This window comes from Clostridium fermenticellae (assembly GCF_003600355.1).
GTDB lineage: Bacteria > Bacillota > Clostridia > Clostridiales > Clostridiaceae > Clostridium_AV > Clostridium_AV fermenticellae.
In genome coordinates this window covers 2573337-2598945 of sequence record NZ_CP032416.1, presented here as the reverse complement: position 1 = coordinate 2598945, position 25609 = coordinate 2573337, and the positions used below count along the sequence as shown (strand labels likewise).

Here is a 25609-nt window from a genome sequence, read left to right as displayed (position 1 = left end):
CAAAAACTTTCAATTTAAATTCAATTTAGGGACAAAAAATCTGGTTCCGCATGTTCAAGATGACAATTCAATTATATTTTGTGACAAACAAGATATTTCTAAAATTATTTTCAAAATAAATCCACCTTCTATGTATGATAAAAACAAGAAATTAAGTAAGAAAATCAAATTAATATTAGATGGGGAAAATGACTCCTACATTTTAACTTTAATACCGGATTCTAATTGGTTGGAGGATGAAGAAAGAGAATATCCTATAGTCATTGATCCAACGGTAATAACAGAACAGAATAAAGAAAGTATTTTTGACAGTTATGTATCTTCGGCAGCACCAACTACAAATTATACAGGTGATGTTATTCTGAAAGTAGGAAATGATACTTATTCCGGAGTTACAAGGAGCTATATTAGATTTAAGCTTCCAACGGACAAGCTAACGACTGGAGATATGGTGATTGCAGGATATTTAGATCTATGGTTGGCCGGGCAAAACGATAATGCCTGCCAGATTAATGTGCACAAGGTTTTAAACGACTGGAGTGATTTAAGTATAACTTGGAATAATGTACCTTCCATAGATGACAGTAAGATTCAGGATTATAATTTGGTTAAAGGCGACTGGGGAGAACCTATGACCTGGGACGTGACAAGGGTAGTAAAAGAATGGCTTTCTTCTGGTGTAAACTATGGAATAATGCTCAAAAACAGTGATGAAACTGTGGGATACAATCAATTTTTATCCTCAAATGTAAGTGAATATGATGAATATGGAAACCATCTTGCGGAAGCAAGACCTAGAATAAGGATAGATTATATAAATAATTCGGGACTTGAAGATTACTGGACATTTCACAATCAAACTGCAGGAAGGGCAGGAACAGGATATGTTAATGACTATAATGGAAATTTAATATTTGTGCATAATGATTTAGCTATGGATGGAAATAAAATGCCCCTGACCTTAAACCATATATTCAACAGCAATGATAGAAACAGCAGCAGGGGGTACGGTCTTGGGTGGAGATTAAATTTAAATCAGAAGGTTGATTTTGTAACAATAGGTGAAGGCGAGTTTTATGTGTATACAGATGAAGATGGAACTAAACACTATTTTTATTATGATGCATCCACAGCGACGTATAAAGAGCAGCTTGGATCGGATTTGACTTTTACCAAAAATTCAGATAACAGTTATATTATAAAGGATAAGAACGGGGGAACTTTAGAATTTGTCCCGGGAGGATATTTGTATAAAATAAAAGATAAAAATGATAATACCATAACACTTAGTTATGATGGAGTCATATTAAAGAAAATTACAGACGGCGCAGGTAGGGTAACCACCCTGGATGTATTAAGCAATGGATATCTTGTTGGAATTATAGATCCAGGCGGGAGAAGGACCAGTTTTGCCTACAATGGAATACAGCTGTCTAAAATAACTTACCCCGACGGGAAATACTCTGTTTTTTACTATGACAATAATAATAATTTAATTGAGGCAGTAAATTATGATAATTACATGCTGAATTATTCATATTATACTGAAGCCCCATACAGAATATCGGGAATAGAAGAATTCGGTACAGATGGAATAGCAGGGAGAAGACTTGGAATTGAATATAATTACAATACAACCACATTCACAGATGCAAAAGGCAGGAAGAATATATATCAATTTACTGATTACGGAACTACGGCAAGTATACAAGATAATAGTGGAAGCGCGGAGGTATATAAGTATTATAACAGCAATAAATATGATAAAACAGCCCCAAATCTATATAATAAATTAAACTTGACATCGAAGATGCAGAAATTTACTAAAAATTATTTAAAAAATCACGGGGCAGAAAAAGAAAATTCTGACTGGACACCGGGAAATTTTGAAGGAAAAGAAATAAATGCATCTTTTACTACAGAAGAAGCTTATATAGGACAGAGAAGTTTAAAAATAGTAAAGAATGATATAAGCAGCAGGGATTTTTATAGGCAGTATGTAACTAGCTTGAGCAGGGGAAAAGACTATGTTTTCTCAGCCTATATTAAGACAATGGATATTACGAAGGTGAATAATAAGGGTGCCGGTTTATTTGTAGTATATCAGGATACTTCAGGAAATTATAATACAATAGAGGGCAATATGTATATCCAGGGAAGTAATGACTGGGTAAGGCAGGAATTGAAGTTTGTACTTCCATATGATACAGATCTTTCTACTGTAAGTATTTCAGCCGGAATAATAGAAGAAACAGGTACTGTGTATTTAGATTGTTTGCAGCTTGAGGACGGAGATATCCCAAGCAGATATAACCTCATAGAAAATGCGGATTTTTCATATGATGAGGTAACTCCTCCAGGGTGGACAAAGGATTCTCAATCAGATAACAATGACAGGGTAGTTAATACCGATAATGGAAAGGCATATGAGATAATTGGCGGGAGTGGAAAGCAAAAATATTTACTGCAGGAATTTACTATGTCAGGCAAAACAGGTGACAGTTTTATAGCATCAGCATGGGCAAAGGGAGATTCGGTACCTTTAAATGATCCTAACTTAGACATAGACAAAGTAAGAAGATTTTCTCTTGAGGTAGGACTTAAGAAAACAGATGATACAGGGACTGACTGGTTTTTAGTATCCTTTAATGAAGATTTAAATACCTGGCAGTATGTATCAAATATTATAGTGGCTAAAAATGACTATAAAAAGGTCTCTCTGTATATGGAATATTACAATAACTTAAATGCGGCATACTTTACAAATGTTCAGTTCTATAAAGAAGAATATGGAGAGAGCTATAGTTATGATGACAGGGGAAATATAGTTTCTGCCGCAAGTTTAGCAAAACAGAAGAGCAGCTTTGAATACAATGATGACAATGACCTTATAAAAGCCACCATGCCGACGAGCGGAACTTTTAAATATGAATATGACAGCAAACGTAATGTAACAAAAGCAATTTCGGCAATGCAGATACCATATACTTTTACCTATGACAGTAGTGGAAATGTCCTTACATCTACAGCAGGCAAAACGGATGGAGACAATTCGCTTTTTATGCAGTCTACCGCAAGTTACAGTATAAGTGGGAACTATACCAAGTCTGTTACAGATGGAAAAGATAGTTCGGTAATAAATCATTATGATGAAAAGAAAGATTTGCTACTTGGGGTTACAGATCCTAAGGGAAACAAAATCACTTATAATCATGATGATATGGATAGGCTTGTTAGTACATCAAAGTTTTTGCTGGATCCCGGGAGCAGAAACTTAGAGAAATTTCCATTAAACACGAATACTGAAGGCAGCAAGGGAACAAAGACTTTAGAGGAAAATGCAGTATTTGATAAGGACGACAGTGGAAAAACAGCATTTGCATCCTTTGACGCGGGAATAAATTTGCTTACAAATTCCTCTTTTGAAGATGGAACTAACTTGTGGCAGTTGTCAGATTGGGATAACTCCACAGGAAAATGGAGGATTGTTTCAGATGGTGTTAACGGGAGCAGCTGCCTTGAATGTTATGATTCAGATGGTCTTACGAATGGAAGTGCAACTAATTCAGTTGCCTATCAGGTAATCACCTTTGAAACAGCGCTAACCAGCCCGAAAACTTATACCTTAAGTGCATATGCAAAAAGGATTGGTACTGACAATCCTAGACTCGGTGTAATGTGTCTGGATAGTAATGGCCTTGAAATTACAGGTGGATATCAAAACTATGAAAAACCAATAGATCCAAATGAGTGGATAAGAATAAATAATTTCTTAACTCTCCCGGCAGGGACAAAGAGTTTCTATGTTATATTAAGGAGTGCCGTAAGGGACAGCAATAAAATTAGATTTGATTCAGTACAGCTGGAGGAAAATAATATATGCACACCGTACAGCCCGGGGACACGTACAAGTTCAAAACTGTACTATGATTTAGGACTGGATAAAAAATCGGGAACTATGGCAGTATGGTTTAATACAAAAGGCAGTGGCACGAGAATAATCTTTTCTAATGAAAATGCCACAGTTTTATTTAACCTTTATATAAATGATGATAATAAAATGGTACTGAATTCTTTAAAAGGTGACGGTAGCACCCAGAATATTATTACTGCAGATGATTTGACAATTTCAACTGATACCTGGTATTTTACAGCTTTAAAATGGCAGTGGACAGTGAACCAGTCAAATTATACCGGTACTTTAAACTGCACTTTGTATATAAATGACAAAATTTATACCGGTTCGTCAGGTGACTTTAGAGATTTTACAGGTGTAATAACGGCAGCTGGTAGTAACGTATATAGCAAATATGAATTGAACGGATTTATAGAAAGCTTTGCTTACAGCAGAAATGCACTTTCAGACGGGGATATAAAACTGCTTTATAATAGATCCATGCCGGAGGATACGGGAAATATCGTAACAAATAGTTACAGTTATAAAGATGACAGGATAGAAACCATAACTCATAATGGTTTTAACTATAAATTTGAATATGACGCCCTTGGAAACAACAGCAAAGTTTATGTGGGAGATCAAAATTTGGTAGCCAACAATTTTGACAGATCCACAGGAAATCTCCTCGATTCAACATATGGCAACAACCAAAGTGTATCTCTGGAGTATGACAATTTAGACAGGATAATTGCAAGGAGATTCATGGGTGAAACAAGGTATATCTATAAATATGATGGAAATGAGAACCTTGCCTATCACGAAGATAAAGTCAATAACAAAAATTACAGATATATCTATGATTTATCGGACAGATTAGTGAGAATAGAAGAACTGGACCCGGAAAATCCAAATAATATAAACTATACTAAATTTTCAAGGGACAAAGAGGACAATGAAACGGGAATATATCAGAAAATCAATGGGAAACTGTATGAAACCAGGTATGAATATGACGGGGATGACAAACCAACACAGGTACTATATGGTGACGGCATAGATGACAATGAGGATGCAGAATACTTCCCGTTTATGGGAGATGCCACGGGAAGTAAAGGGACACTGCCAGTAGAGCAAAATGCCGTGTATGGAATAGATGAAGATGGAAAATCCGTACTTTATGCTTATCCGGGGACAAAGGTTGTATATGACCTTGGAATAAGCAGAAATAATGGAACTATGACAGCCTGGGCAAATATAAGCTCGGGGGGAAGAGGTTCGAGGCTAATAATTGCAAATGAAGGAACAGATAGAAACCTTTTAAATGTGTATGTAGACGATAATAACAAGCTCAACTTAGGTATAATGGACAGTTCAAGCAATTTTAAAAGTGTAATAACAACTGAGGAGGAATTAATACCAAATCAGTGGTATTTTACGGCGGTAGTATGGGCATTTGATGAAGTAAACTTACACTGCAGCTTATATTTAAATGGAAAGGCCTACAAAAAAGATGTGGCTGCGGCAGACTTTAGAGATTTTACGGGAGTTAAGACGGCAGTCGGGAGCAATATAAGCGGGGACTATATATTAAAGGGGCTTGTAAAGAGATTTAGTTTTACCCCAAAAGAACTAACAGATCCGGAAGTACTCAAAATGTATCACGGGAGCAGGGTAAAATATGAATATGATACGAGGCTCGGGAGTCTGTCAAAAAAGATAACCAGCATAGGGCTTAAAAATTTTGATGTTTACTACAGTCATGAATCCGGGAGTAAACTGCATTCGACAACAGACAGGATAACCACCATACAAAATAAAGACCACCCTATAAACTATAAGTATGATGAGAATGGAAATATAGTAAACATTTCAGAAGTATCTGTTTTCTCGGGAGAGAGGGAAAATATATCATATTACTATAACGAATTAAATGAATTAGTTGAGGAAGACAACGATGCACTAAACAAAAAAATAACTTACACCTATGATGAGGGCGGAAATATAAAGAGTAAGGTGGAAATACCCCGCGGATCAGGTGGAAATGGAACAACTATAACTTATAGCTATGATAGTGTCTGGAAAGATAAGATGATAAATTATAATGGAAAACAGATAACGTATGATGAAATAGGGAACCTCAAGACCTATAATGGCTGCAGCTGTGAATGGGAAGAGGGAAGACAGCTGAAATCAATATCTGGAAATGGAAAAGATATAGTATATAAATATAATGATTCGGGAATAAGGACAGAGAAAAGTGTAAATGGAGTTACCACAAAGTATTATCTTGCACAGGATAAAATTACCTTTGAAGATAATGGTTCAGATAGGATATACTATACTTATGATAGCCAGGACAACTTAATAAGCATGAATTTAAATGGAGAAGAATACTACTATATAAGAAACGTCCAGGGGGATATAATAGGGCTGTTTGATAATACTACCGCACAGGTAGTAAGTTATGTTTATGATACCTGGGGCAGGCTTATAAGTATTAAGGATGCAGACGGAGTTGATATAACAGGTGATACGGCACATGCCGGATATAAAAATCCTTATAGATACAGGGGATATAGATATGATAATGAAACCGGGCTTTATTACTTAAACTCCAGATACTATAACCCTGAGTGGGGAAGGTATATAAATGCAGATGCTGCGGCAGGGGGTACAGGAGTATTATTATCCCATAACGTATTTGCATATTCGATGAATAACCCTGTCAATATGACAGACCCGAGTGGCTGCTTACCTCGATGGCTCAGCAGGGCGGCAGCTGCAGTGAAAAGACATGTGACGGCAGTTTACAGGAAAGTTGTAAATGTTGTGACCAAGGCAAAAGCATATGTGTCAAAGAAAGTGGCACAGGTAAAGATTACCGTGAGGAAGATAGTAGCAAATGTTAAATCAGCATATCATAGTTTGACAAGTAGTCAGGTAAGAAATGTTGGAAAAAGTACTGCGGCTACATGGGCAGAAGGTAAAGCTAGTTCAGCATTAAAGGGAGTTCGTGATTATATACCAATAGTAACTAATAGATCCTTAAGACGTGCCGGACAGGAAATTTTGGCACCAGTGAAAGGTGCATCATTTTTGAGAGGCATTGGTCAAATTGAAAGAATTGGTGTAATTGGTGGAGCTATGACTGTTGATTCTGTATGGGAAGATTTTCATAGCGGATATACTTCTACTGAAGCAATTGGACGAGGTGCTTTGGATATATCAGCTGCTGCAGTGACAATTGCTATTGGATGGTCTAATCCAGTAGGAGTGGCTGTTGGAAGTGCAATGATTTTTGGGACAGCTGCAGAAATTGCAAAAAATTTAATCTGGAAAAATGATTAATTAAAATACAAATGCAGTGGAGGCATATATGCGAAAAGATAATAGTAGACCGATTGCGATAGGTCTTTTGGTACTTTATATCATAAGGTCTACATTTGCAGGTGAGATACTTGTCGACTTTAAGACAGAATTTTTTATTATTGTTGGTATATTAATATTTGTTTATGTATATAGGTTTAAAGGAAATAAAATAGAACGTAAGTATTTAATTGTACAGGTGGTGATAGTAGCATTATTAATGATTTCTGTAATGGTGTTATGCATTATACCAGATGATCATTCTCAGCGTTCACAACAGTATAAAATAGTAATATTGATTATAATAATAATTCTTAATATAAGTTTCACAGTAGTAACTATTGCTGATGGAATTTATAAGCATAAAAATAATAAATGAAAAACAAATGAATATATATTTTAAATAGAGATTGTAAAGATAAAAGGTAATAGTATCAATATATGCCTTTCATCATCATTATTTTAAATAATAAGGTAATGGTAAAGGTAAGAAAAAACTATAGAAATTTATATATGGGTTTCTATAGTTTCTTCTTTCTATTTATAAAAATTAATATATGAATGATAATGAAACCGGGCTTTATTACTTAAACTCAAGATACTATAACCCTGAGTGGGGAAGGTATATAAATGCAGATGCTGCGGCAGGAGGTACAGGAGTATTGTTATCCCATAATGTATTTGCATATTCGATGAATAACCCTGTTAATATGACAGATCCGAGTGGATGTTTACCTGGATGGCTGAGCAGGGCGGCAGCTGCAGTGAAAAGACATGTGACGGCAGTTTACAGGAAAGTTGTAAATGTTGTGACCAAGGCAAAAGCATATGTGTCAAAGAAAGTGGCACAGGTAAAGGTTACCGTGAGAAAGGTTGCATCGAGTATACACAATAGAATAACAAAACTTTCATCATGGGCTTCAAATACTGCTTCGGGATTAATTGACGGAGGATCAGGATATATAGCAAATAGAGCCATAAAAAGGACTATTACAGGATGGACACCAAGTGAACATGGCGTGACTATGGCAATAAAAAAACCAGCAACACTATCACGCAGTATTATAAGTCATGCGTCTCAATATACGGGGACTGCAATCTTTACGACTGATGATGTAATTGGAGATTTGAGTGGAAAAGAGTATTTCAGTGCATTTGCAGATTCATTGTCAGGTGCAGGAGGTGCAATAGCAGGAAATTTAATGACTAAAGCTATTGGAGCATCTATTATAGCCTCATTTCTTCCAGAAGCTGCTGTTGAAGCTGGAGGTTTTGTATTAAGTATTTTTATTGGAGAGCAAATTGACAAGTATAAAGATAAAATAGAGAAACGCCACTACGGGAGGTAGTAATTTTGAAAGACAAATTGAAATTAATATGTATAAATGGAGTATTATTTGGAACTATGTTAAACAGATGGGCAACTAATAAGTATGGAGAAAATGGAACTTTAATAGTTATGGTATGTGCATTTATTATTATGATTCTAATTTTTATTTTATCAGCTTATAAGACTAAAAAATACTTGGGAACATTTATGCTGTTTCTTATATTATCTCCACTTCTAATTTCAATTTTAGGAGCATACAAGGATAATTTCTATATGATGTTTGGAGGAACAATATCAGTTTTTATTTTGGCTGAAATAATGAATAAAAAAATATTTCCATGGATGATTAAAAATGGTAAGTTCAAAGATTAGTGTCAGTAATTTTTAAGAGGATTTAGAAAGAACATAAGATTAAAAAATGTTGGAGCCAATTGGAAAAACTAATTGGCTCCTTTTTATAAGCATAGATCAATAAACTAAATATATAGTTTCAGCGGCAGAAAGAAATGCTTCTAATGTATAGTATGCAAAGTAGTACAATGCCGAAAGAATCTATTGTCAACATTTATGGGTATTCAAGCTTCATTAGAGCATTATGCTGAAATGTTTAATAATAAGTATTTACCATTCTTTCAAAGCAAAATAATGTCTACTATAGGATGTATAAATATAATAATGTTGGTTCTAATGGCATTTATAGTGCTATATAAAGAATCTAATGAAAGAAATGACTATTATATTTTTTATAAGATTTAAAGATTGGAATAATAGGAGTTGTAATACTACTAATTATGTATTTTGTACTACCAGCACTTTAAGCTATAAGTAATAAAAAGTGAGAACAGTAAGTGTAAGAGAAACTACAAGACTTTATATAAGTTTCTGTAGTTTCTCTTTTTGCTAAATTAGGAATATACTGCCACAGGTATTATGATTGGAATTTTTACAGATAGGATGGTGGATATTATAAAACATTTTCACTTTGGAGGGGAATAATTGTAAAAGACACAGTATTGATTGTATTGTTATTCGGATTAACTGGAGCGATATTAATAATTATTGGTGAATATGGAATGGGTGGAATTAATTTCATTTTTTATCATAGGTGAGATAATGATTAAAAAAGTATTTCCATGGATGAAGAAAAGGTAAACTTTACAGGGTTTGTAATTCTAAGCTTAACTTAGCTTCTAGCCGGGATTTCTAAAATTTTTATGTGACATATTTTGGAAATCCCGGCTAGAGGTTAACTTAAGCTTTCATTTATAAATCCATAAAAATTAGTGTATAGCTTTTTTCTTGTATTTTTTGCCGGATACGTCAACGGGACCTATAGTTATTAAGGCATCTTCATCAAATCCGTGTACTATATTTTTAACTTTAGATATCTCGAGACGGGATACAATGACATATATCACACTGGTGTCAACTCCTTTATAAGCACCTTTACCATCTAACAAAGTCAATCCTCTTCCGAGTCTATTCATTATTGCCTCTGATATGTCCTGATATTGTTCAGAAATTATAATTACAGCTTTTGATTCGTCTAGTCCGTCAACAATAATGTCTATAACTTTTACGGCTATGAAATATGCTATAAGAGAATACATAGCCCTGTCCCATCCAAAAACAAAACCGGCCGATGTCAATATAAAGAAGTTAAAAAACATTACAATTTGTCCAACAGAGAAACTTGATTTTTTGTCGAGAATTATTGCAATAACTTCCGAACCATCAGTTGAACCGCCATTTCTTATTATAAGACCTACTCCAAAACCAATTAAAATACCTCCGAATATTGATGCTAATAACACATCCTGGGTTATGCTGGAGATTGGAGTGAATAAACTTACACCTATTGAATAACAGAACACAGAGAATAGAGTTGATATTGTAAACGTTTTTCCTATTTGCTTATATCCAAATATAAAGAATGGAACATTAAGAATAAAGGTAAGTACTCCTAATGGTAATTTTGTGAAATGGGTTGTTATTATAGAAATTCCAACGATTCCACCATCAATTACATTATTTGGTATAAGAAAAATCTCGAGCCCAATTGAGTAGATCATTGCCCCTATAAATAAAAGTATATATCTACCAATAAGTTGATAAAATTTAGTCTTTTTCCCTTTCATAAAACTCTCCTTTAACTTAAGAATTGAATTACATATAATAATCATTGCCACATTGATTATTATTGTGTAAATAGTATGTAATAATATTATAACATAAATAGAAGACTTTTTTAAGTGTATTTGAGCATATTTTTATATTGCAAAATAAAATTTATACTATCTTTATATTATTCATAAATTTGTAACATAATGAAGACCATTTTAATGTAATATTTTAGTTAAAGTTAATTTTATAAATTGTACCATTATAATGATATTTTATAATGTCAAGGAGGAGATTATGAATTTAAAAAATTTACCCAAAATAGAACTTCACTGTCATCTGGATGGCAGTCTTAGACCAGAAACGATAGTTGATATAGCAAAAAAGGATAAAATTAACATTCTATCTTATAACGTAAATGACATTAGAAATAAAATTACAATTCCATTGGACTGTAAATCTCTTGATGAGTATTTAAAGGCATTTGAAATTCCGAATTTGGTTATGCAGTCTAAAGAAAATTTGAAAAGAATTACTTTTGAAGTATTTGAAGACTCGGCAAGAGAAAATGTTAAATATATGGAAATAAGATTTGCACCTCAACTTCATACATTGAAAGGATTAACTTTAGAGGAGATTATACAAAGTGTTATAGAAGGAATTAGATTAGCTGAGTCTATGTATGATATTAAAGGAAATGTTATACTTTGCTGCATGAGAAATATGGATGAAGATAAAGCTTTTCAGGTAATTGAAGATGGAAAAAAGTTCATTGGACGAGGCGTTGCCGGAATAGATCTTTGTTCTTCTGAAGATGATGGTTTTTGCGAAAGATTTTTAGAGCCAATTAAATTGGCAAGGGAGTATGGGTATGGAATAACTATACATGCAGGTGAAACAGGAATATCAAGAAATGTAATAGATGCGGTAAGGCTTTTAGGGGCAGAAAGAATTGGGCACGGAGTTGCAATAAAAAATTCCAAAGAAGCATATAAACTTGTTAAGGCACAAAAAATTGCCCTTGAGATGTGCCCGACTAGTAATGTGCAGACAAAAGCAGTTAATAGTTTTTATGAACATCCTATATATAAATTCCTAAAAGATGGTATAAGAGTTACTTTGAATACTGATAACAGAACTGTATCAAATACGACTATGACAAATGAATGTCAAGTAATGGTTAATGAGTTTGATATGAGTTATGAAGACTATAGACAGATTTATTTTAATAGTGTTGACGCATGCTTTACTGATAGTAAAACCAAAGAAAAGCTTAAAGAATATATTAAGTAATAATTTATATAAAATGATTATAGGATTATGGATTGTAGCCTCTGTGATATAATGAAAATATAAATTATGTTATGGAGGTGAAGCTATTGCTTAAAAATGCACTTGAAGTTCTCCATAAGTATTATGGATACAGTAGTTTTAGAAAAGACCAGGAAAAGGTGATTTCAAGTATACTGGATGGAAAAGATACTTTAGCTGTAATGCCGACAGGAGGAGGAAAATCAATATGTTACCAGGTGCCTGCGGTATTATTTGATGGGGTAACGATAGTTATATCACCACTTATTTCACTTATGAAAGATCAGGTGGATAATATAAAGGATTTAGGTATAGGGGCGGCCTATATAAATAGTTCTATTTCGCATAAGGATATTTTAGATATATGTGAAAACTTAACTGAAGGGCATGTGAAGATACTATATGTAGCACCAGAGAGGCTGGAGTCTCAGGAATTTTGTCAGATTGTGAAAGATATAAGTATATCTCAGATAGCAGTAGATGAAGCACACTGTGTTTCTCAATGGGGACATGATTTTAGAAGCAGTTATACATATATATGGAGGTTTATAGAAAACTTTAAAAAGAGACCTGTTGTAACAGCTTTTACAGCTACAGCAACTAAAGAGGTCAGAGATGACATCATAAAACAAATAAAACTTAGAGATCCTGCTGTTTTTATATCGGGCTTTGATAGAGATAATCTTAAAATAGGATGTTTAAAGATTGGAAACAGGATGGAGTATCTTCTTAATTATATCAAAACCAATAAGGAACAGTCCGGAATAGTATATGCTGCCACCAGAAAAGAGGTTGATAGTATATACGGTAAACTCAAGGAAAATGGCATATCTGTAACAGAATATCATGCAGGTCTTTCTGATAAGGATAGAAAAAGCAATCAGGAGGATTTTGTATATGATAGGGTAAATGTAGTAGTTGCAACAAATGCTTTTGGAATGGGTATCGATAAGTCTAATGTTCGGTATGTCATCCATTACAATATGCCAAAGAATATAGAGAGTTACTATCAGGAAATAGGCAGAGCGGGTCGTGACGGAGAAAAAAGTGAATGCATACTTATGTTTGCACCTAAAGATGTTAGTACACAGAAATATCTTATTGAAGCAAGTGTACAATCACCAAATAGAAGGCTTAACGAATATAAAAAACTCCAGCAGATGATAGATTTTGTTCACTATAATGGGTGTCTCAGAAAATATATACTTAACTATTTTGGAGAACAAGTTGACTATGATGAATGTGGTAATTGCAGTAATTGTATAAGTGAAGGAGAATATGTAGATAAAACTGTAGATTGTCAAAAAGTGCTGTCATGTATCTATAGAATGAAGAGAGAGTTTGGGATAAATATGATAGTTGATGTGCTCAGAGGTTCTACTCAAAAAAAGGTGCTCCAATATGGTTTTGATAAATTGTCTACCTATGGAATAATAAAAAATTACTCAAAGGAAAAGCTTGCAAGTTTTATAAATACACTTATAGCACATGGATATATATCACTAAAAGAAGGGGAATATCCCAAGGTAGTGTTGAATTCCAATTCTGTAAAGATATTAAGAGGAGAAGAAAAAGTAGTATTAAAGGAGAATGTCTCTACTAAAAAGATAGAAGTAAACGATGATTTATTCGAAGTTTTAAGAACTCTCAGGAGAGAAATAGCATCTGGAGAGGCTGTACCACCATATTTGGTATTTTCTGATGCTACACTAAAAGAACTCAGCAGTAAGAGGCCGGCAAATCTTGATCAAATGCTGGATGTATCCGGTGTAGGTCAATTTAAGTTAAAGAAATATGGTGAAAGATTCCTTGAAGCTATAAAAGATTATTTAAACCGTGATGAAAATTAAGATTCAGTAAATAATAATGCATCATTTTGAATAGAAAAATTTATAGGGTTTGTAATTCCAAGCTTAATTTATGCTCCGGCCGGGATTTCCAAAATACGTCACGTAAAAAATTTTAGAAATCCCGGCCTACACATAAGTTAAGCTTCCATTATAAAACCTATTTTAAGATGTATCAATATAATTTACCTTATATATGGTATGATTAATTTGACCATTGATTCTATCAATGTTAATTCCTTTTGAGAACATTTATTTAGCAGTGCATATAATGTGCTGTTATTTTTGTTGTATAAAGGTTCATTTGAATGTTCTTTCATCAAACTTTCATGAGTAGATTTGCCATGTATCAAATAATCGGTCGAAATATTAAGTATGTTTGATATTTTTATTAAGGTTGAGAGACTCATTAGCCTTTCCCCTCTTTCTAGTTGTCCAATATAAAGAGGAGATAGGTCAAGTACTTCAGCAAATTTTTCTCGTGTTAATCCTAAAGTTTCTCTTTCTTTACGTATTCTAGTTCCAATCAGTTCAGCATCTATAGCATTTATTGTGTTTTTCAATTACACTCACTCCCTAAAATAACTTTATACACATTCTGCTATTACATAAATATGCTATTAGCAATAAAGTTTTATTTGCAAATAGCATATTTATATGCGAATATATCTATAGATATTAAAATTTTGACATTACGAGTGATTGCAAGATAGAAAAAACATATATAAAAACTGACAATTTGTCAACAAAATTATTAAATTGTTTTTTATTTATAACTAATAGTGAGGTAATAATTATGGATGAAGAAATATGTAAGTTAAGAGATATTTTAAATTCTTTGATTGCCAATAATGCCGAATACGATAAAATATTAGAAAAAAGTCGTGAATTAGATGTACTTATAATAAGGTTTATGAATGGACAAAGTACTTATAAAAATTCCAAATAAGATTAAAACATATAATTAATGTGGATTTACAAAATTACAATAAAAGATTGTTGACATGAAACTTCTAATTACATATAATGAATATATGAACAGATAATCATATGTTCACCAAAGTATCTATATTTGCTACTATAAAGGGATATTATTATTGGGAGGATAGGTAATGGATGATGAAATCAAAAATCTTAATAAAAGTAATCTAAAAGTTCTAACTAAAAATATAAATATTAAAGATATAAATATGAAAACATATAGGGACATTAATGATTCTGAAAATAGGAATTTTAGAAAAGAATTTATTATCGAGGGATTGGATTGTGCTAATTGTGCGGCTAAGATAGAAAGAGAAGTAAATAAAATTGACGGGGTTAAGTCAGCTGTTGTTGATTTTGTATCTGCAAGACTTATTATTAATATAAATAAGCCGTCTAAGAAGAATGAGATTATTGAGGAAGCCAAAAAGATTTCCAAGAGAATAGAGCCAGATGTCAAATTTATTGAGACCTATGAAAAACGAAAAAAATCTGATAATCTGGAAGCTGAGGAAAGTAATAAGGGTGAAATAATAAGGCTTATTATAGGAGCTCTGGGATTTTTAGTAGCAGGTATTTTTAAGTTTAAACCTCCAATTGAATTGGGAATTTATTTGATAAGTTATATGATTGTAGGTGGAGAGGTATTTCTAACAGCTCTAAAGAATATGTCTAAAGGTCAAGTATTTGACGAAAATTTCTTGATGAGTATAGCGACTGTTGGAGCTTTTGCTATTGGACAATATCCAGAAGGTGTTGCAGTTATGCTTTTTTATCAATTCGGAGAAATGCTGCAGGGACTAGCAGTTAGACGTTCAAGAAAATCAATTACAGAGCTTATGGATATAAGACCTGATTATGCTAATTTGAAGGTTAACGATGATGTGAAAAAGGTTTTCCCGGAGGAAGTTAGTGTGGGTGACATTATAATAATAAAACCAGGTGAAAAAGTCCCTTTAGATGGTAAGGTCATTAATGGAGATTCAATGCTTGATACATCTGCACTAACTGGTGAATCAGTTCCTAGAGAAGTTCATACAGGAGACAGCGTCCTTGGTGGAACCATCAATAAAAATGGTCTCCTGACAATTGAAGTGGAAAAAGAATTTAGTGATTCCACAATTGCGAAGATATTAGACTTGGTTCAAAATGCGAATAGTAAAAAAGCTCCAACTGAAAGCTTTGTGACAAAATTTGCAAGATATTATACACCAATTGTTGTTTTTTCTGCATTGGCTCTTGCTGTATTACCACCATTATTTATTAAAGGCGCTGTTTTTTCGGACTGGATATACAGAGCATTGGCATTTTTAGTAGTATCATGTCCATGCGCTTTGGTAGTTTCTATACCTCTTGGCTTCTTTGGAGGAATAGGTGGAGCTTCAAAAAATGGAATACTTGTTAAGGGCGGAAATTATTTAGAAGCTTTGAACAATGCAGAGATTGTTGTATTTGATAAAACAGGAACGCTTACTAAAGGTGTATTTAAGGTAACAGAAGTGAAGGCACAGAATGGTGTGTCAAATGATGAACTTATGACTTATGCAGCTTTTGCAGAAGCCTATTCTAATCATCCAATAGCATCTTCTATATTAAATGCATATGGAAAAGAAATAGTTAAAGATTCAATACACAATTATGAAGAGATATCAGGATATGGAATAAAGGCTGTTATTAATGGAAAAGAAGTGTTAGCGGGCAATTACAAACTTATGAATAAAGAAGGTATAGGGTATACTGAAGCTGATACTATAGGAACGGCGGTTCATATTGCTGTTGATAAAGAATATGCAGGATATATACTAATATCTGATGAAATTAAAGAAGATTCAGTAAAGGTGGTAAAGGCGTTAAAATCTGTTGGCATCAAGAAAACAGTTATGTTGACAGGTGATAATAAAGCAGCAGCAAACAAGGTTGGAGAAAGAGTAGGAATAGATGAGGTTCATGCTGAATTACTTCCAGACCAAAAGGTTGATAGAATAGAAATGTTATATAAAGAGAAGGCACCAAAAGGTAAGCTTATATTTGTAGGTGATGGTGTGAACGATGCACCAGTTTTAGCCAGGGCTGATATAGGAGTGGCAATGGGTGGAGTTGGTTCTGATGCTGCAATTGAAGCAGCAGATGTAGTTATAATGACGGATGAACCTTCAAAAATCGCTTCAGCTATAAAAATAGCTAAACATACAAGAAGTATAGTAATGCAGAATATATTCTTTGCACTTGGAGTAAAATTTCTCTTGTTAATTTTAATAGCTATCGGTATTGGGACCATGTGGGAAGCAGTATTTGGAGATGTTGGTGTTACATTAATTGCAGTTTTGAATTCTATGAGGACACTTAAAACTGAAAATATATAAAGTGTTTATGTTGAGTGCGTCAAGGAAGTTCTGACCGCACTCTTTAAAATTTAATTAAGTTTATCCAGGATATCAGATATAAATTTTTCTTGGCCGATTCTATCCATAACTGTTGAAATTCGTTCATCCTTATTACCTACTTTTCTATAGTAGTCCATTATTGTGTCAACAACAGGTATAATTTGATCTTCCTTGAATATCTTTCCTAATGAATTTCCAATTCTTATTTCTCTTCCAAATCTTCCGCCAATGAATATTTCTGCACCCTTTTCTTTGGCAGTAATGGCATTTGGCTTGCATGTCCTTACACATTCACCACAATTTACACATAAATTTTTGTTATATATTATTTTTTTATTTTCTATTTTAAGTGCATTTTGTCTGCAGTTTTTTGAGCAGAGTCCACATCCAATACATTTTTCTGAATTTAATTGAGGAACACACCTACCCATAACGCCAATATCATTTATATTGGCTTTAGCACAGTTATTGGCACATCCAACTATCCCTATTTTACATTTGTGGGGGGTATTAGTTCCAAAATATTTTTTATCCAGCTGTCTGCAAATCTCCTGTGTATCTATATTGCCATGGAGACAGACACTACCTTTGCATGCAACTAGGGGTCTTACCTTTTGACCTGTACCTCCATGTTTAAGTCCCAATGCTTTAGATTCTTCAATTACTTTTTCGACATCTTCATCTTTAATCCATGGTACTTCAATTTGTAGTCTTGTTGTAAGTCCAGAATAACCTCTTCCATATTTTTTTGATATTTTATTTATGTTTTCTAATTCCTCTACTGTAAAGTTTCCTGCTTTGCTTAAAAATCTTACCGAAAAGTGTTCTCTATCATTTTGTAATAAAAATCCCAGTAGTTTTAATTCTTTTTGCCTTTTTAGATTAACCATAATAATAACATCTCCTTATATAATGTATCTTTGATAAGTTTGAATACAATATAAGTATACTAGATATAAAATGATTTGTTTATATTATGGTGTAATAAATCATACAGTATTTATAGTTTAACAGATATTGTTGTACATATTCTGTCAGGAGCTTGTTGATAATTAAATTATTTAGTAATCTTGAGAATAAGAGAGTATTAAATGTATAAAGTAACAATCCTCTATATCTAATCATAAGATAAGATTAAGTAAGCAAAAAGTGAGGAGGAAACAATAATTTATGACAAAGGGTGTAAAACTAGAAAATCAGAATGTAAGGTCATCACAGGATAAATGTATCCCACAAGAGACAACAATAAGAAATGTAAGATTAGCAGCTGCATATGTACCTTACCAAAAATTATGTACAATTCTATGCCCGATTGAGGCTCTCAAACATGGAACTGCATTTCTAGAACTTTATAGTCCTTATGAAGGAAAAGACAAACAAATGAATAAAGCTGAAAAAGATAAATGGGGTGATTGCTGTGAGTGATAAAGTAAATAAAAAAGAGCTTTTAAAACAAATTAGTGCTGTGGATTTTGTGCTTGTAGATCTCCATTTGTATTTAAATACTCATCCGAGTGATTGTGATGCCATTTCAAAATACAATTCAATTTCAGTTGAGGCAAACAGACTAAAACAAAATTACGAAAAGTACTTTGGGCCTTTAGCGTACGGGGCTTATAGCGAGTGCCCATGGCAGTGGATGGATGAACCCTGGCCTTGGGAATATGAAGCCAACTTTAGGCTTTAAAGGGGGAATAGAATTATATGTGGTCATATGAAAAAAGGTTACAATATTCAGTTAAAATAAAAAATCCTGATCCTAAAATGGCAAAAATAATTATTACTCAATATGGCGGACCTGATGGAGAACTTGGAGCGTCACTAAGATATCTCAGTCAGAGATTTTCGATGCTGACACCTCAGGCTATTGCAACCTTAAATGATATAGGAACAGAGGAACTTGCACATCTTGAGATGATTGGAGCAATGTTTCATCAGCTTGTAGACGGAGCAAGCCTTGAGGAGATTAGAAAAGCAGGTCTTGATGCTTATTATGCAGATCATGGAAAGGGAGTTTATCCTTCAAGTGCTTCTGGAGATCCATTTACTGCGGCTTGTATTCAATCAGAAGGAGATCCAATAATAGACTTAACTGAAGATTTGGCTGCAGAACAAAAAGCCAGAGGAACGTATGAATATCTTCTTAATTTTGCTGAAGATCCAGATGTAATAGAACCATTGAAATTCTTGAGGGAAAGAGAAATTGTTCATTACCAGAGATTTGGAGAGGCTCTTAGAATAGTTCAGGAGTATTTACAGGAACCTAAGTTATTTATTATGCCTAAAACGAAATTTACTAAATAAATATTCATTTTTATTTGCTTATATATTTTATTGAATTAAGAGCCTATACTGCTAATTAGTTAGCATAAAGGCTCTTTTTGTATTTATTTTTATAATTATTTATGGATAAATATTGACAAATAATCAGCAAAAGAGATTATAATATTAAGTATATGAACTAAAAGGGGGTTAATTTTATGATTTCAAAAGAAATGTATGAATTAGGCAGTAAAAAATCGACTATAAGAGCCATTGCTGAATATGCAGAAAAACAGGCTAAAGTAGTTGGAAAAGAGAATATATATGACTTTAGTTTGGGAAATCCTAACGTTCCAGCACCTGAGTATATTAAAGAAACTATAATTGATATTTTAAATAATGAGGATTCGTGTAGTGTACATGGGTATACAGCAGCCTATGGAGATCCGGAATCGAGAGAGTTAGTAGCCAAGAGTTTGAATAAGAGATTTGGTACAAACTTTTCGGGAAAAAATTTATTTATGACGGCCGGAGCAGCTGCATCAATAAGTATATGTTTTAAAGCATTAGGTGAAAGAGATGATGAATTTATAGCTTTTGCTCCCTACTTTCCTGAGTATAAATGTTTTGTTGAATCCACAGGGTCAAAGTTTGTAGCTGTTAAAGCGAATGTTTCTGATTTTCAGATTAATTTTTCAGAATTTGATAAGAGAATCAACGAACATACTAAAGCTGTTATTGTAAATTCTCCCAATAATCCAAGTGGTGCAGTTTATTCAGAGAAAACAATTATCAAGTTGGCAGATATATTAAAACAAAAAGAGAAAGAATATAATCATCCAATATTTTTGATATCTGATGAGCCTTATCGTGAGATAGCGTATGATAATGTTGAGGTACCATATCTACCCAAATATTATGATAATACTTTGGTATGTTATTCATACAGTAAATCTTTTTCATTGCCTGGTGAAAGAATTGGATATATAGTGGTTCCCAATGAAATCATTGATTTTGATGTAATATTTGCAGCTATTGCCGGTGCAGCCAGAGTTTTAACACATGTAAATGCTCCATCATTGTTTCAGAAAGTAGTTGCGAGATGTGCGGGCCTGCCTTCAGATATAAGTACATATGAAAATAACAAAGATATATTATATAATGGTTTGATTGAAGCTGGATTTTCATGTGTAAAACCAGATGGGGCATTTTACTTATTTCCCAAATCATTAGAAGCTGACGATGAGGCTTTTTGTGAAAAGGCAAAAAAATATAATTTATTGCTTGTTCCGGGAAAGGATTTTGGTTGCCCAGGACATTTTAGAGCTGCTTATTGTATTAAAACTTCAACAATTGAAAAATCAATTCCTTTGTTTAAAAAATTAGCAGAGGAATATAAATAACATTCTAATAATGATAGACAAACAGTATTGAATAAATCAATGTGAACTGTTTGTCTATATTTTGAACTGGAATTATTCTTTTCCTACTTAGGTTATTGTGTTAATTCTTATTTTGCTGCATGCAATTTTTCTATTAATTGTTTAGCAGCTTTCTGACCTGAAAGAAGCATACCTCCAAAAACCGGACCCATTCTCTGTCCGCCTAAAGTGGCATTAGCAGCCATACCGGATACATATAGTCCTGGATATACTTCACCAGTGTTTTTAACGACCTGATCTTCACCACGATCTGCCCACATTGTTTTTTCTCCCACAAAACTTCCGTTTTCGGTATTTAAAACGTTTCCTTGTTTAGCTACAAGTTTATTCACTATTGATGCATCATGACCTGTGGCATCAAGTATATATTTTGATTCTATCATTATTGGATCAATAGGCATTTTTGTTTTTTCAACGGCAGCCCAGTTAATTACAAGTCCTGCAATGCAATTATCCTTTTCTATTACGTCTTCTACGGATATTAAGTTTAATATTTTAGCTCCAGCTTTAACTGCTTTTAGAGTTAGCGCAGAAACACATTCTATAGAATCAACTGTATAATAGTTTTCTTCATATTTTTTATAATTAACGTTAAAGTCGTCCAGAATGCTTCGGGCACTTTCCTGAATTACAATTTGATTCATCATCATGCCACCTCCCCACATGCCGCCTCCAATACTGAGACTACGCTCTATAATGGTTGTCTTAACTCCGGCTTCAGCAAGGTAAGCTGCAGCTACCAAACCTGATGGACCTCCTCCGACGATGATTACATCTGAATATAATATGTCTTCAAGTTTATCCTTGTAAGTATCAATAATAGCTTTTGAAATTTTGGTGTCTTCTAAGTACATTTTTTTAACTCCTTTCATTTATAGATAAATTAAAAGCACACCCTTAGGAAAAGGTGTGCGAAATATTTTAAACCTTCCCTACGCGGACATTACTCCGATCAAGTTATAAGGGTCAGGTGCTTAATAGTCCTTTCTCAGTCCAAAACATGGACTCCCCGCTAAAATATATTTAATATTCATTTTTTAATAATTGTTAAACGTTAAGAATTCCTAACATATTTTATAGTAACACAAAAATACTAATCTTACAATATATTTATTTATAAAATTAATTTACAAAAAAAGTCCTATAAGTACATAAATTCAATAATATTACAGAAATATATTGTATGTTCTTTCAAGTGGTAATTTATACTACTCCTATATTTGGTTTGTAAAAAATACTTTTTAATAATATAATTTTGAATAAGTATTGAAATATTTAAACAATTATATATTATTTAATTTTTAGAGGAGATGGTAGGTGTATGAAAACAGTAAAGTTAGGTAAAACAGGATTAATTGTAAGTAAAAATGGATTTGGAGCACTTCCGATACAACGTATTTCAAAAAAGAACGCTGTTTATTTATTACAAAAGGCATTTTATAATGGAATCAATTATTTTGATACTGCAAGAGCATATTCAGATAGTGAAGAAAAAATAGGAGCTGCGTTTTCTTACATAAGAGATAAGATTATTATAAGCACTAAAACAGCGGCACAAAATGCTGATGAATTCTGGAAAGATTTAGAACAAAGCTTGAAGAATTTACAGACGAATTATATTGATATTTATCAGTTTCATAATCCATCATTTTGTCCAAAGCCTGGAGATAAATCTGGACTTTATGATGCAATGCTTGAGGCAAAGAAACAGGGTAAAATACGATTTATAGGAATTACGAATCATAGGATGACTGTCGCAAAAGAAGCTATATCATCAAAACTATATGATACACTCCAATTTCCTTTTTCGTATCTTGGAGGGGAATCAGATATAGAAATAGTTAATTTGTGTAAGGAAAATAATATGGGATTTATCGCAATGAAGGCACTATCCGGTGGGTTAATTACAGATTCAGCTGCTGCATATGCATATCTTTCACAGTTTAATCATGTTGCGCCTATTTGGGGAATTCAACGTGAAAATGAACTTGATGAATTTTTATCTTATAATGACAATCCACCAATTTTTACGGATAATATGAAAAAACAGATTGAACATGATAGAAAAGAATTATCCGGAGACTTTTGCCGTGGATGTGGATACTGTATGCCATGTCCGGCTGGAATTCAAATTAATGATTGCGCAAGAATGAGTCTTCTTCTCCGTCGTGCACCGAAGGATGATTACCTTACTAAGGAGTGGCAGGAAGAAATGAAAAAGATTGAAGGGTGTCTTCATTGTAATAACTGTATGAGCAAGTGCCCGTATAAATTAAATACTCCAGAGCTTTTAAAAAAGAATTATGAAGATTACAAAACCTTTTTATAGGGTTTGTAACTGAAAGCTTAACTTATGCTCCGATCGGGATTTCCAAAATACGTAACGTAAAAAATTTCTAGTAAGTCTAAGCTTGCGTTTAAAAAAATCTAAGCAGATTTTATAAACTCACTTTGTTCAAACATATAAAATCCACTAAGATTTTTAAGAACACTTCGCTAAGACTTACTACAAAATTTTTTAATGTGCCTTAATTTTAGAAATCCCGGTCTGCGCATAAGTTAATTAATTTTAAATTGATTTATCTCATCTTTAAGTTCCTCTGCTAAAGTTTTAAGCTTTTCTGAATGTCTTGTAAATTCCTGCATAGTTGCAGATATTTCTTCGCTGGATGCAGTAACTTCTTCGGAAGCCGAGGCTGTTTCTTCAGATATGGATGAGATATCTTCAATTTCAGCTAATGTAGATTGTTTCTTATCATTCATATCAATAATGGATTTCTTTACCTCATCAACTCTGCCTATCATTATTTCAATTGATTTAAGTATTTTATTAAATATCTCCTGGGTTTTATTTACTGCCTTATACTGTTCATTTACTGCTACTTCAGTTGAATTAATAGCATCTACAGCTGTTTCAGATTTTTTCTGTATAGTTGCTATAATGCCTTTTATTTCTTTTGCAGAATTTTGAGACTGCTCGGCAAGAACTCTTATTTCCTCTGCTACTACAGCAAATCCTTTTCCTGCTTCACCGGCACGTGCAGATTCTATGCTCGCATTCAGTGATAATAGATTGGTTTGTTCCGTTATATCAGATATGGCTTCTGATATGACATTTATTTGTTTAGCACTTTCGTTCATATCAAAAATTACTTTATTGACTGAAGTAGTGGAGTCTTTAGTTTTGTTGGATTTTTCTATCAAAGTGTCTATCATAGAAAGACCTGTTGATCCAAGTTCTTTGGTATCCCTCGAAATTTTATCGATTTCGTTTGAATTATTACTTATTTCATCCAGTTTATTTGACAGTGAATTCATTTCAGCTGCACCTGTCTGGGCATTCTCCGCCTGCTTAGTTGCACCCATAGAAACTTCTTCTATAGCTTTTGATACTTCAGTTACAGATGAGGTTACTTCGCCGGACATATTTGCCAGGCTTAAGGAAGTTTGCAATACTGTTTCTGAAGATTTTGTGACATTGTTCATAAGATCAGATACATTTTTAAGCATAGTATTAAATGATTCAGACAGATCTTTGAATTCATCTTTTGTTGAAGCAGCTATTGATACTGTCAGATCCCCCTTTGAAGCTTTGGAGAATGCTTTTTTAAAGTTATTTATATTATCAGATATACCTTTACTTAATGTAAAAGACAAAGCTGCTGCAGCCAGCGCCATTATCAATATCATTAATAAAGTTATATGCAATATGGGCTTTGTATCTTTGGAAAGTTCACTATCATTTAAGGTGGCGATTACTTTCCACCCGGTTAATTTATTTGTTGTAAATGCTCCAAACTTTTTTACGCCATTATAAGTATAATTGACAAATCCGCTGTCCTCTGATTTTGCCTTACTCCAGAAAGTAAATTTTGAGGATATATCAGTATTAATAAGATTTTTTTCTGGACTGGCTATTGCCTTGCCCGTAGGATCAACAAGAAAAACAGATCCTGAATTGCCAACCTTTTTTGATGAAATTTCTTGTGATAACGTTTTTAGAGAGCAATCCAATGCTACAACACCTACAACCTGTCCATCTTTTTCTACTGTCTGTGAAAATGTGATTACATTGTCTTTTGTTGCCGCATCTATGTATGGCTGACTTATAGTAATTTTACCTTTATTTCTTAATGCAGTTTTGTACCAGTCCCGTTCAGGTGGGTCATACCCGGTCGGCATTTTTGAATAAGGGTATATTGTAAATTTGTGAGAGGCAGTTCCGTAATAAGCTTGAAAAATATCTTTGTCGTTTTCTTTCATATTTTTTAATGCATAAGACAAGGCATCATTGTCATTACTAGTATCATAATTTATAATACCGGGATTTGCAGCCGATATGGAAACTAATTTTGAAAAAACATTTAAATAATTGGACAAACCATCATCTATTTCATCAATTGTTTGGGTGGTTGTAAGTATTAATTTTTGATTAAGTATTGATTTTGACTTAGAGTATGATATAAATCCGGATATTAGTAATGGGATTACACAAATTAGTATTAAACTTGTGACTAATTTGATACGAATGTTATTTAATTTTGAATTTTTAGAATTCATTTTAATTCACTCCCCCTATTATTTCTTAATATACAATTATAATAGATCATAAATTTACATAAATCAACATATTTTAGTAATTTTATAAAAACACCTAATATTAAATA

General features: G+C 33.1%; 18 protein-coding genes, 1 pseudogene and 1 riboswitch. Of the genes and pseudogenes, 14 read left to right on the top strand and 5 right to left on the bottom strand.

Going from position 1 to position 25609, the window contains the following annotated elements:
- Positions 1–229: 229 nt before the first annotated feature.
- From D4Z93_RS11965 to D4Z93_RS13385, 5 genes are all read left to right on the top strand, one after another.
- Positions 230–7246: a DNRLRE domain-containing protein gene (locus tag D4Z93_RS11965; protein WP_162920305.1), complete on the top strand. Its 7017-nt coding sequence runs from the start codon at positions 230–232 to the stop codon at positions 7244–7246.
- Between the two features lie 28 nt (positions 7247–7274).
- Entirely contained in the window at positions 7275–7643 is a 369-nt protein-coding gene (locus tag D4Z93_RS11960) for a hypothetical protein (protein WP_119973811.1), read from the top strand.
- 178 nt (positions 7644–7821) lie between these two features.
- Positions 7822–8613, top strand: a complete 792-nt coding sequence (locus tag D4Z93_RS13665) for an RHS repeat-associated core domain-containing protein (RefSeq protein WP_119973809.1) — start codon at positions 7822–7824, stop codon at positions 8611–8613.
- Positions 8614–8618: 5 nt separating this feature from the next.
- Positions 8619–8966 (top strand): hypothetical protein, encoded by a 348-nt coding sequence (locus D4Z93_RS11950; RefSeq protein WP_119973808.1) that lies wholly within the window; start codon positions 8619–8621, stop codon positions 8964–8966.
- 183 nt (positions 8967–9149) lie between these two features.
- Positions 9150–9350 carry a hypothetical protein gene (locus D4Z93_RS13385; RefSeq protein ID WP_207666742.1) on the top strand — a complete coding sequence of 67 codons (201 nt, stop codon included), beginning with the start codon at positions 9150–9152 and terminating at the stop codon, positions 9348–9350.
- A 524-nt stretch (positions 9351–9874) separates the two neighbouring features.
- On the opposite strand, the gene D4Z93_RS11945 is transcribed toward D4Z93_RS13385, so the two are convergent.
- Entirely contained in the window at positions 9875–10732 is an 858-nt protein-coding gene (locus D4Z93_RS11945) for a YitT family protein (protein WP_119973806.1), read from the bottom strand.
- 280 nt (positions 10733–11012) lie between these two features.
- Here D4Z93_RS11945 and add point away from each other — a divergent pair, with 280 nt between their 5' ends.
- Both add and recQ read left to right on the top strand, forming a co-directional pair.
- Complete coding sequence (add, locus tag D4Z93_RS11940; RefSeq protein WP_119973804.1) at positions 11013–12008, top strand: adenosine deaminase; 996 nt, start codon at positions 11013–11015, stop codon at positions 12006–12008.
- Positions 12009–12079: 71 nt separating this feature from the next.
- A pseudogene (gene recQ / locus D4Z93_RS11935) lies at positions 12080–13867 on the top strand (DNA helicase RecQ); the annotation flags it as partial.
- Between the two features lie 191 nt (positions 13868–14058).
- On the opposite strand, the gene D4Z93_RS11930 reads toward recQ, so the two are convergent.
- Positions 14059–14436, bottom strand: a complete 378-nt coding sequence (locus D4Z93_RS11930; RefSeq protein WP_119973802.1) for a helix-turn-helix domain-containing protein — start codon at positions 14434–14436, stop codon at positions 14059–14061.
- A 233-nt stretch (positions 14437–14669) separates the two neighbouring features.
- Here D4Z93_RS11930 and D4Z93_RS11925 point away from each other — a divergent pair, with 233 nt between their 5' ends.
- The gene (locus D4Z93_RS11925; protein WP_119973801.1) at positions 14670–14822 is read left to right on the top strand and encodes an aspartyl-phosphate phosphatase Spo0E family protein; all 153 of its coding nucleotides are present in this window, start codon (positions 14670–14672) and stop codon (positions 14820–14822) included.
- 163 nt (positions 14823–14985) lie between these two features.
- A complete protein-coding gene (locus D4Z93_RS11920; protein WP_119973799.1) occupies positions 14986–17217 on the top strand; it encodes a heavy metal translocating P-type ATPase in 2232 nt (743 codons plus the stop codon).
- Between the two features lie 50 nt (positions 17218–17267).
- Here D4Z93_RS11920 and D4Z93_RS11915 read toward each other — a convergent pair whose 3' ends face one another.
- Complete coding sequence (locus D4Z93_RS11915; protein ID WP_119973797.1) at positions 17268–18128, bottom strand: 4Fe-4S binding protein; 861 nt, start codon at positions 18126–18128, stop codon at positions 17268–17270.
- Between the two features lie 280 nt (positions 18129–18408).
- On the opposite strand from D4Z93_RS11915, the gene D4Z93_RS11910 reads away from it, so the two are divergent.
- The 4 genes from D4Z93_RS11910 (at position 18409) to D4Z93_RS11895 (ending at position 20903) form a co-directional block, all read left to right on the top strand.
- Positions 18409–18663, top strand: a complete 255-nt coding sequence (locus tag D4Z93_RS11910; protein WP_119973795.1) for a spore coat associated protein CotJA — start codon at positions 18409–18411, stop codon at positions 18661–18663.
- A complete protein-coding gene (locus tag D4Z93_RS11905) occupies positions 18656–18925 on the top strand; it encodes a spore coat protein CotJB (RefSeq protein ID WP_119973793.1) in 270 nt (89 codons plus the stop codon). The genes D4Z93_RS11910 and D4Z93_RS11905 overlap by 8 nt, the downstream gene beginning before the upstream one ends.
- Positions 18926–18942: 17 nt before the next feature.
- Entirely contained in the window at positions 18943–19542 is a 600-nt protein-coding gene (locus D4Z93_RS11900; RefSeq protein ID WP_119973791.1) for a manganese catalase family protein, read from the top strand.
- A 176-nt stretch (positions 19543–19718) separates the two neighbouring features.
- A complete protein-coding gene (locus D4Z93_RS11895; RefSeq protein WP_119973790.1) occupies positions 19719–20903 on the top strand; it encodes a pyridoxal phosphate-dependent aminotransferase in 1185 nt (394 codons plus the stop codon).
- Between the two features lie 107 nt (positions 20904–21010).
- Here D4Z93_RS11895 and D4Z93_RS11890 read toward each other — a convergent pair whose 3' ends face one another.
- Positions 21011–21796, bottom strand: a complete 786-nt coding sequence (locus D4Z93_RS11890; protein ID WP_119973788.1) for a sulfide-dependent adenosine diphosphate thiazole synthase — start codon at positions 21794–21796, stop codon at positions 21011–21013.
- A 58-nt stretch (positions 21797–21854) separates the two neighbouring features.
- Positions 21855–21964, bottom strand: a riboswitch (TPP riboswitch).
- A gap of 299 nt (positions 21965–22263) precedes the next feature.
- On the opposite strand from D4Z93_RS11890, the gene D4Z93_RS11885 reads away from it, so the two are divergent.
- Positions 22264–23271, top strand: coding sequence for an aldo/keto reductase (locus tag D4Z93_RS11885; RefSeq protein ID WP_119973786.1), 1008 nt, complete (start codon positions 22264–22266; stop codon positions 23269–23271).
- 230 nt (positions 23272–23501) lie between these two features.
- On the opposite strand, the gene D4Z93_RS11880 is transcribed toward D4Z93_RS11885, so the two are convergent.
- Positions 23502–25502 carry a methyl-accepting chemotaxis protein gene (locus tag D4Z93_RS11880; protein ID WP_119973784.1) on the bottom strand — a complete coding sequence of 667 codons (2001 nt, stop codon included), beginning with the start codon at positions 25500–25502 and terminating at the stop codon, positions 23502–23504.
- Between the last annotated feature and the right edge of the window lie 107 nt (positions 25503–25609).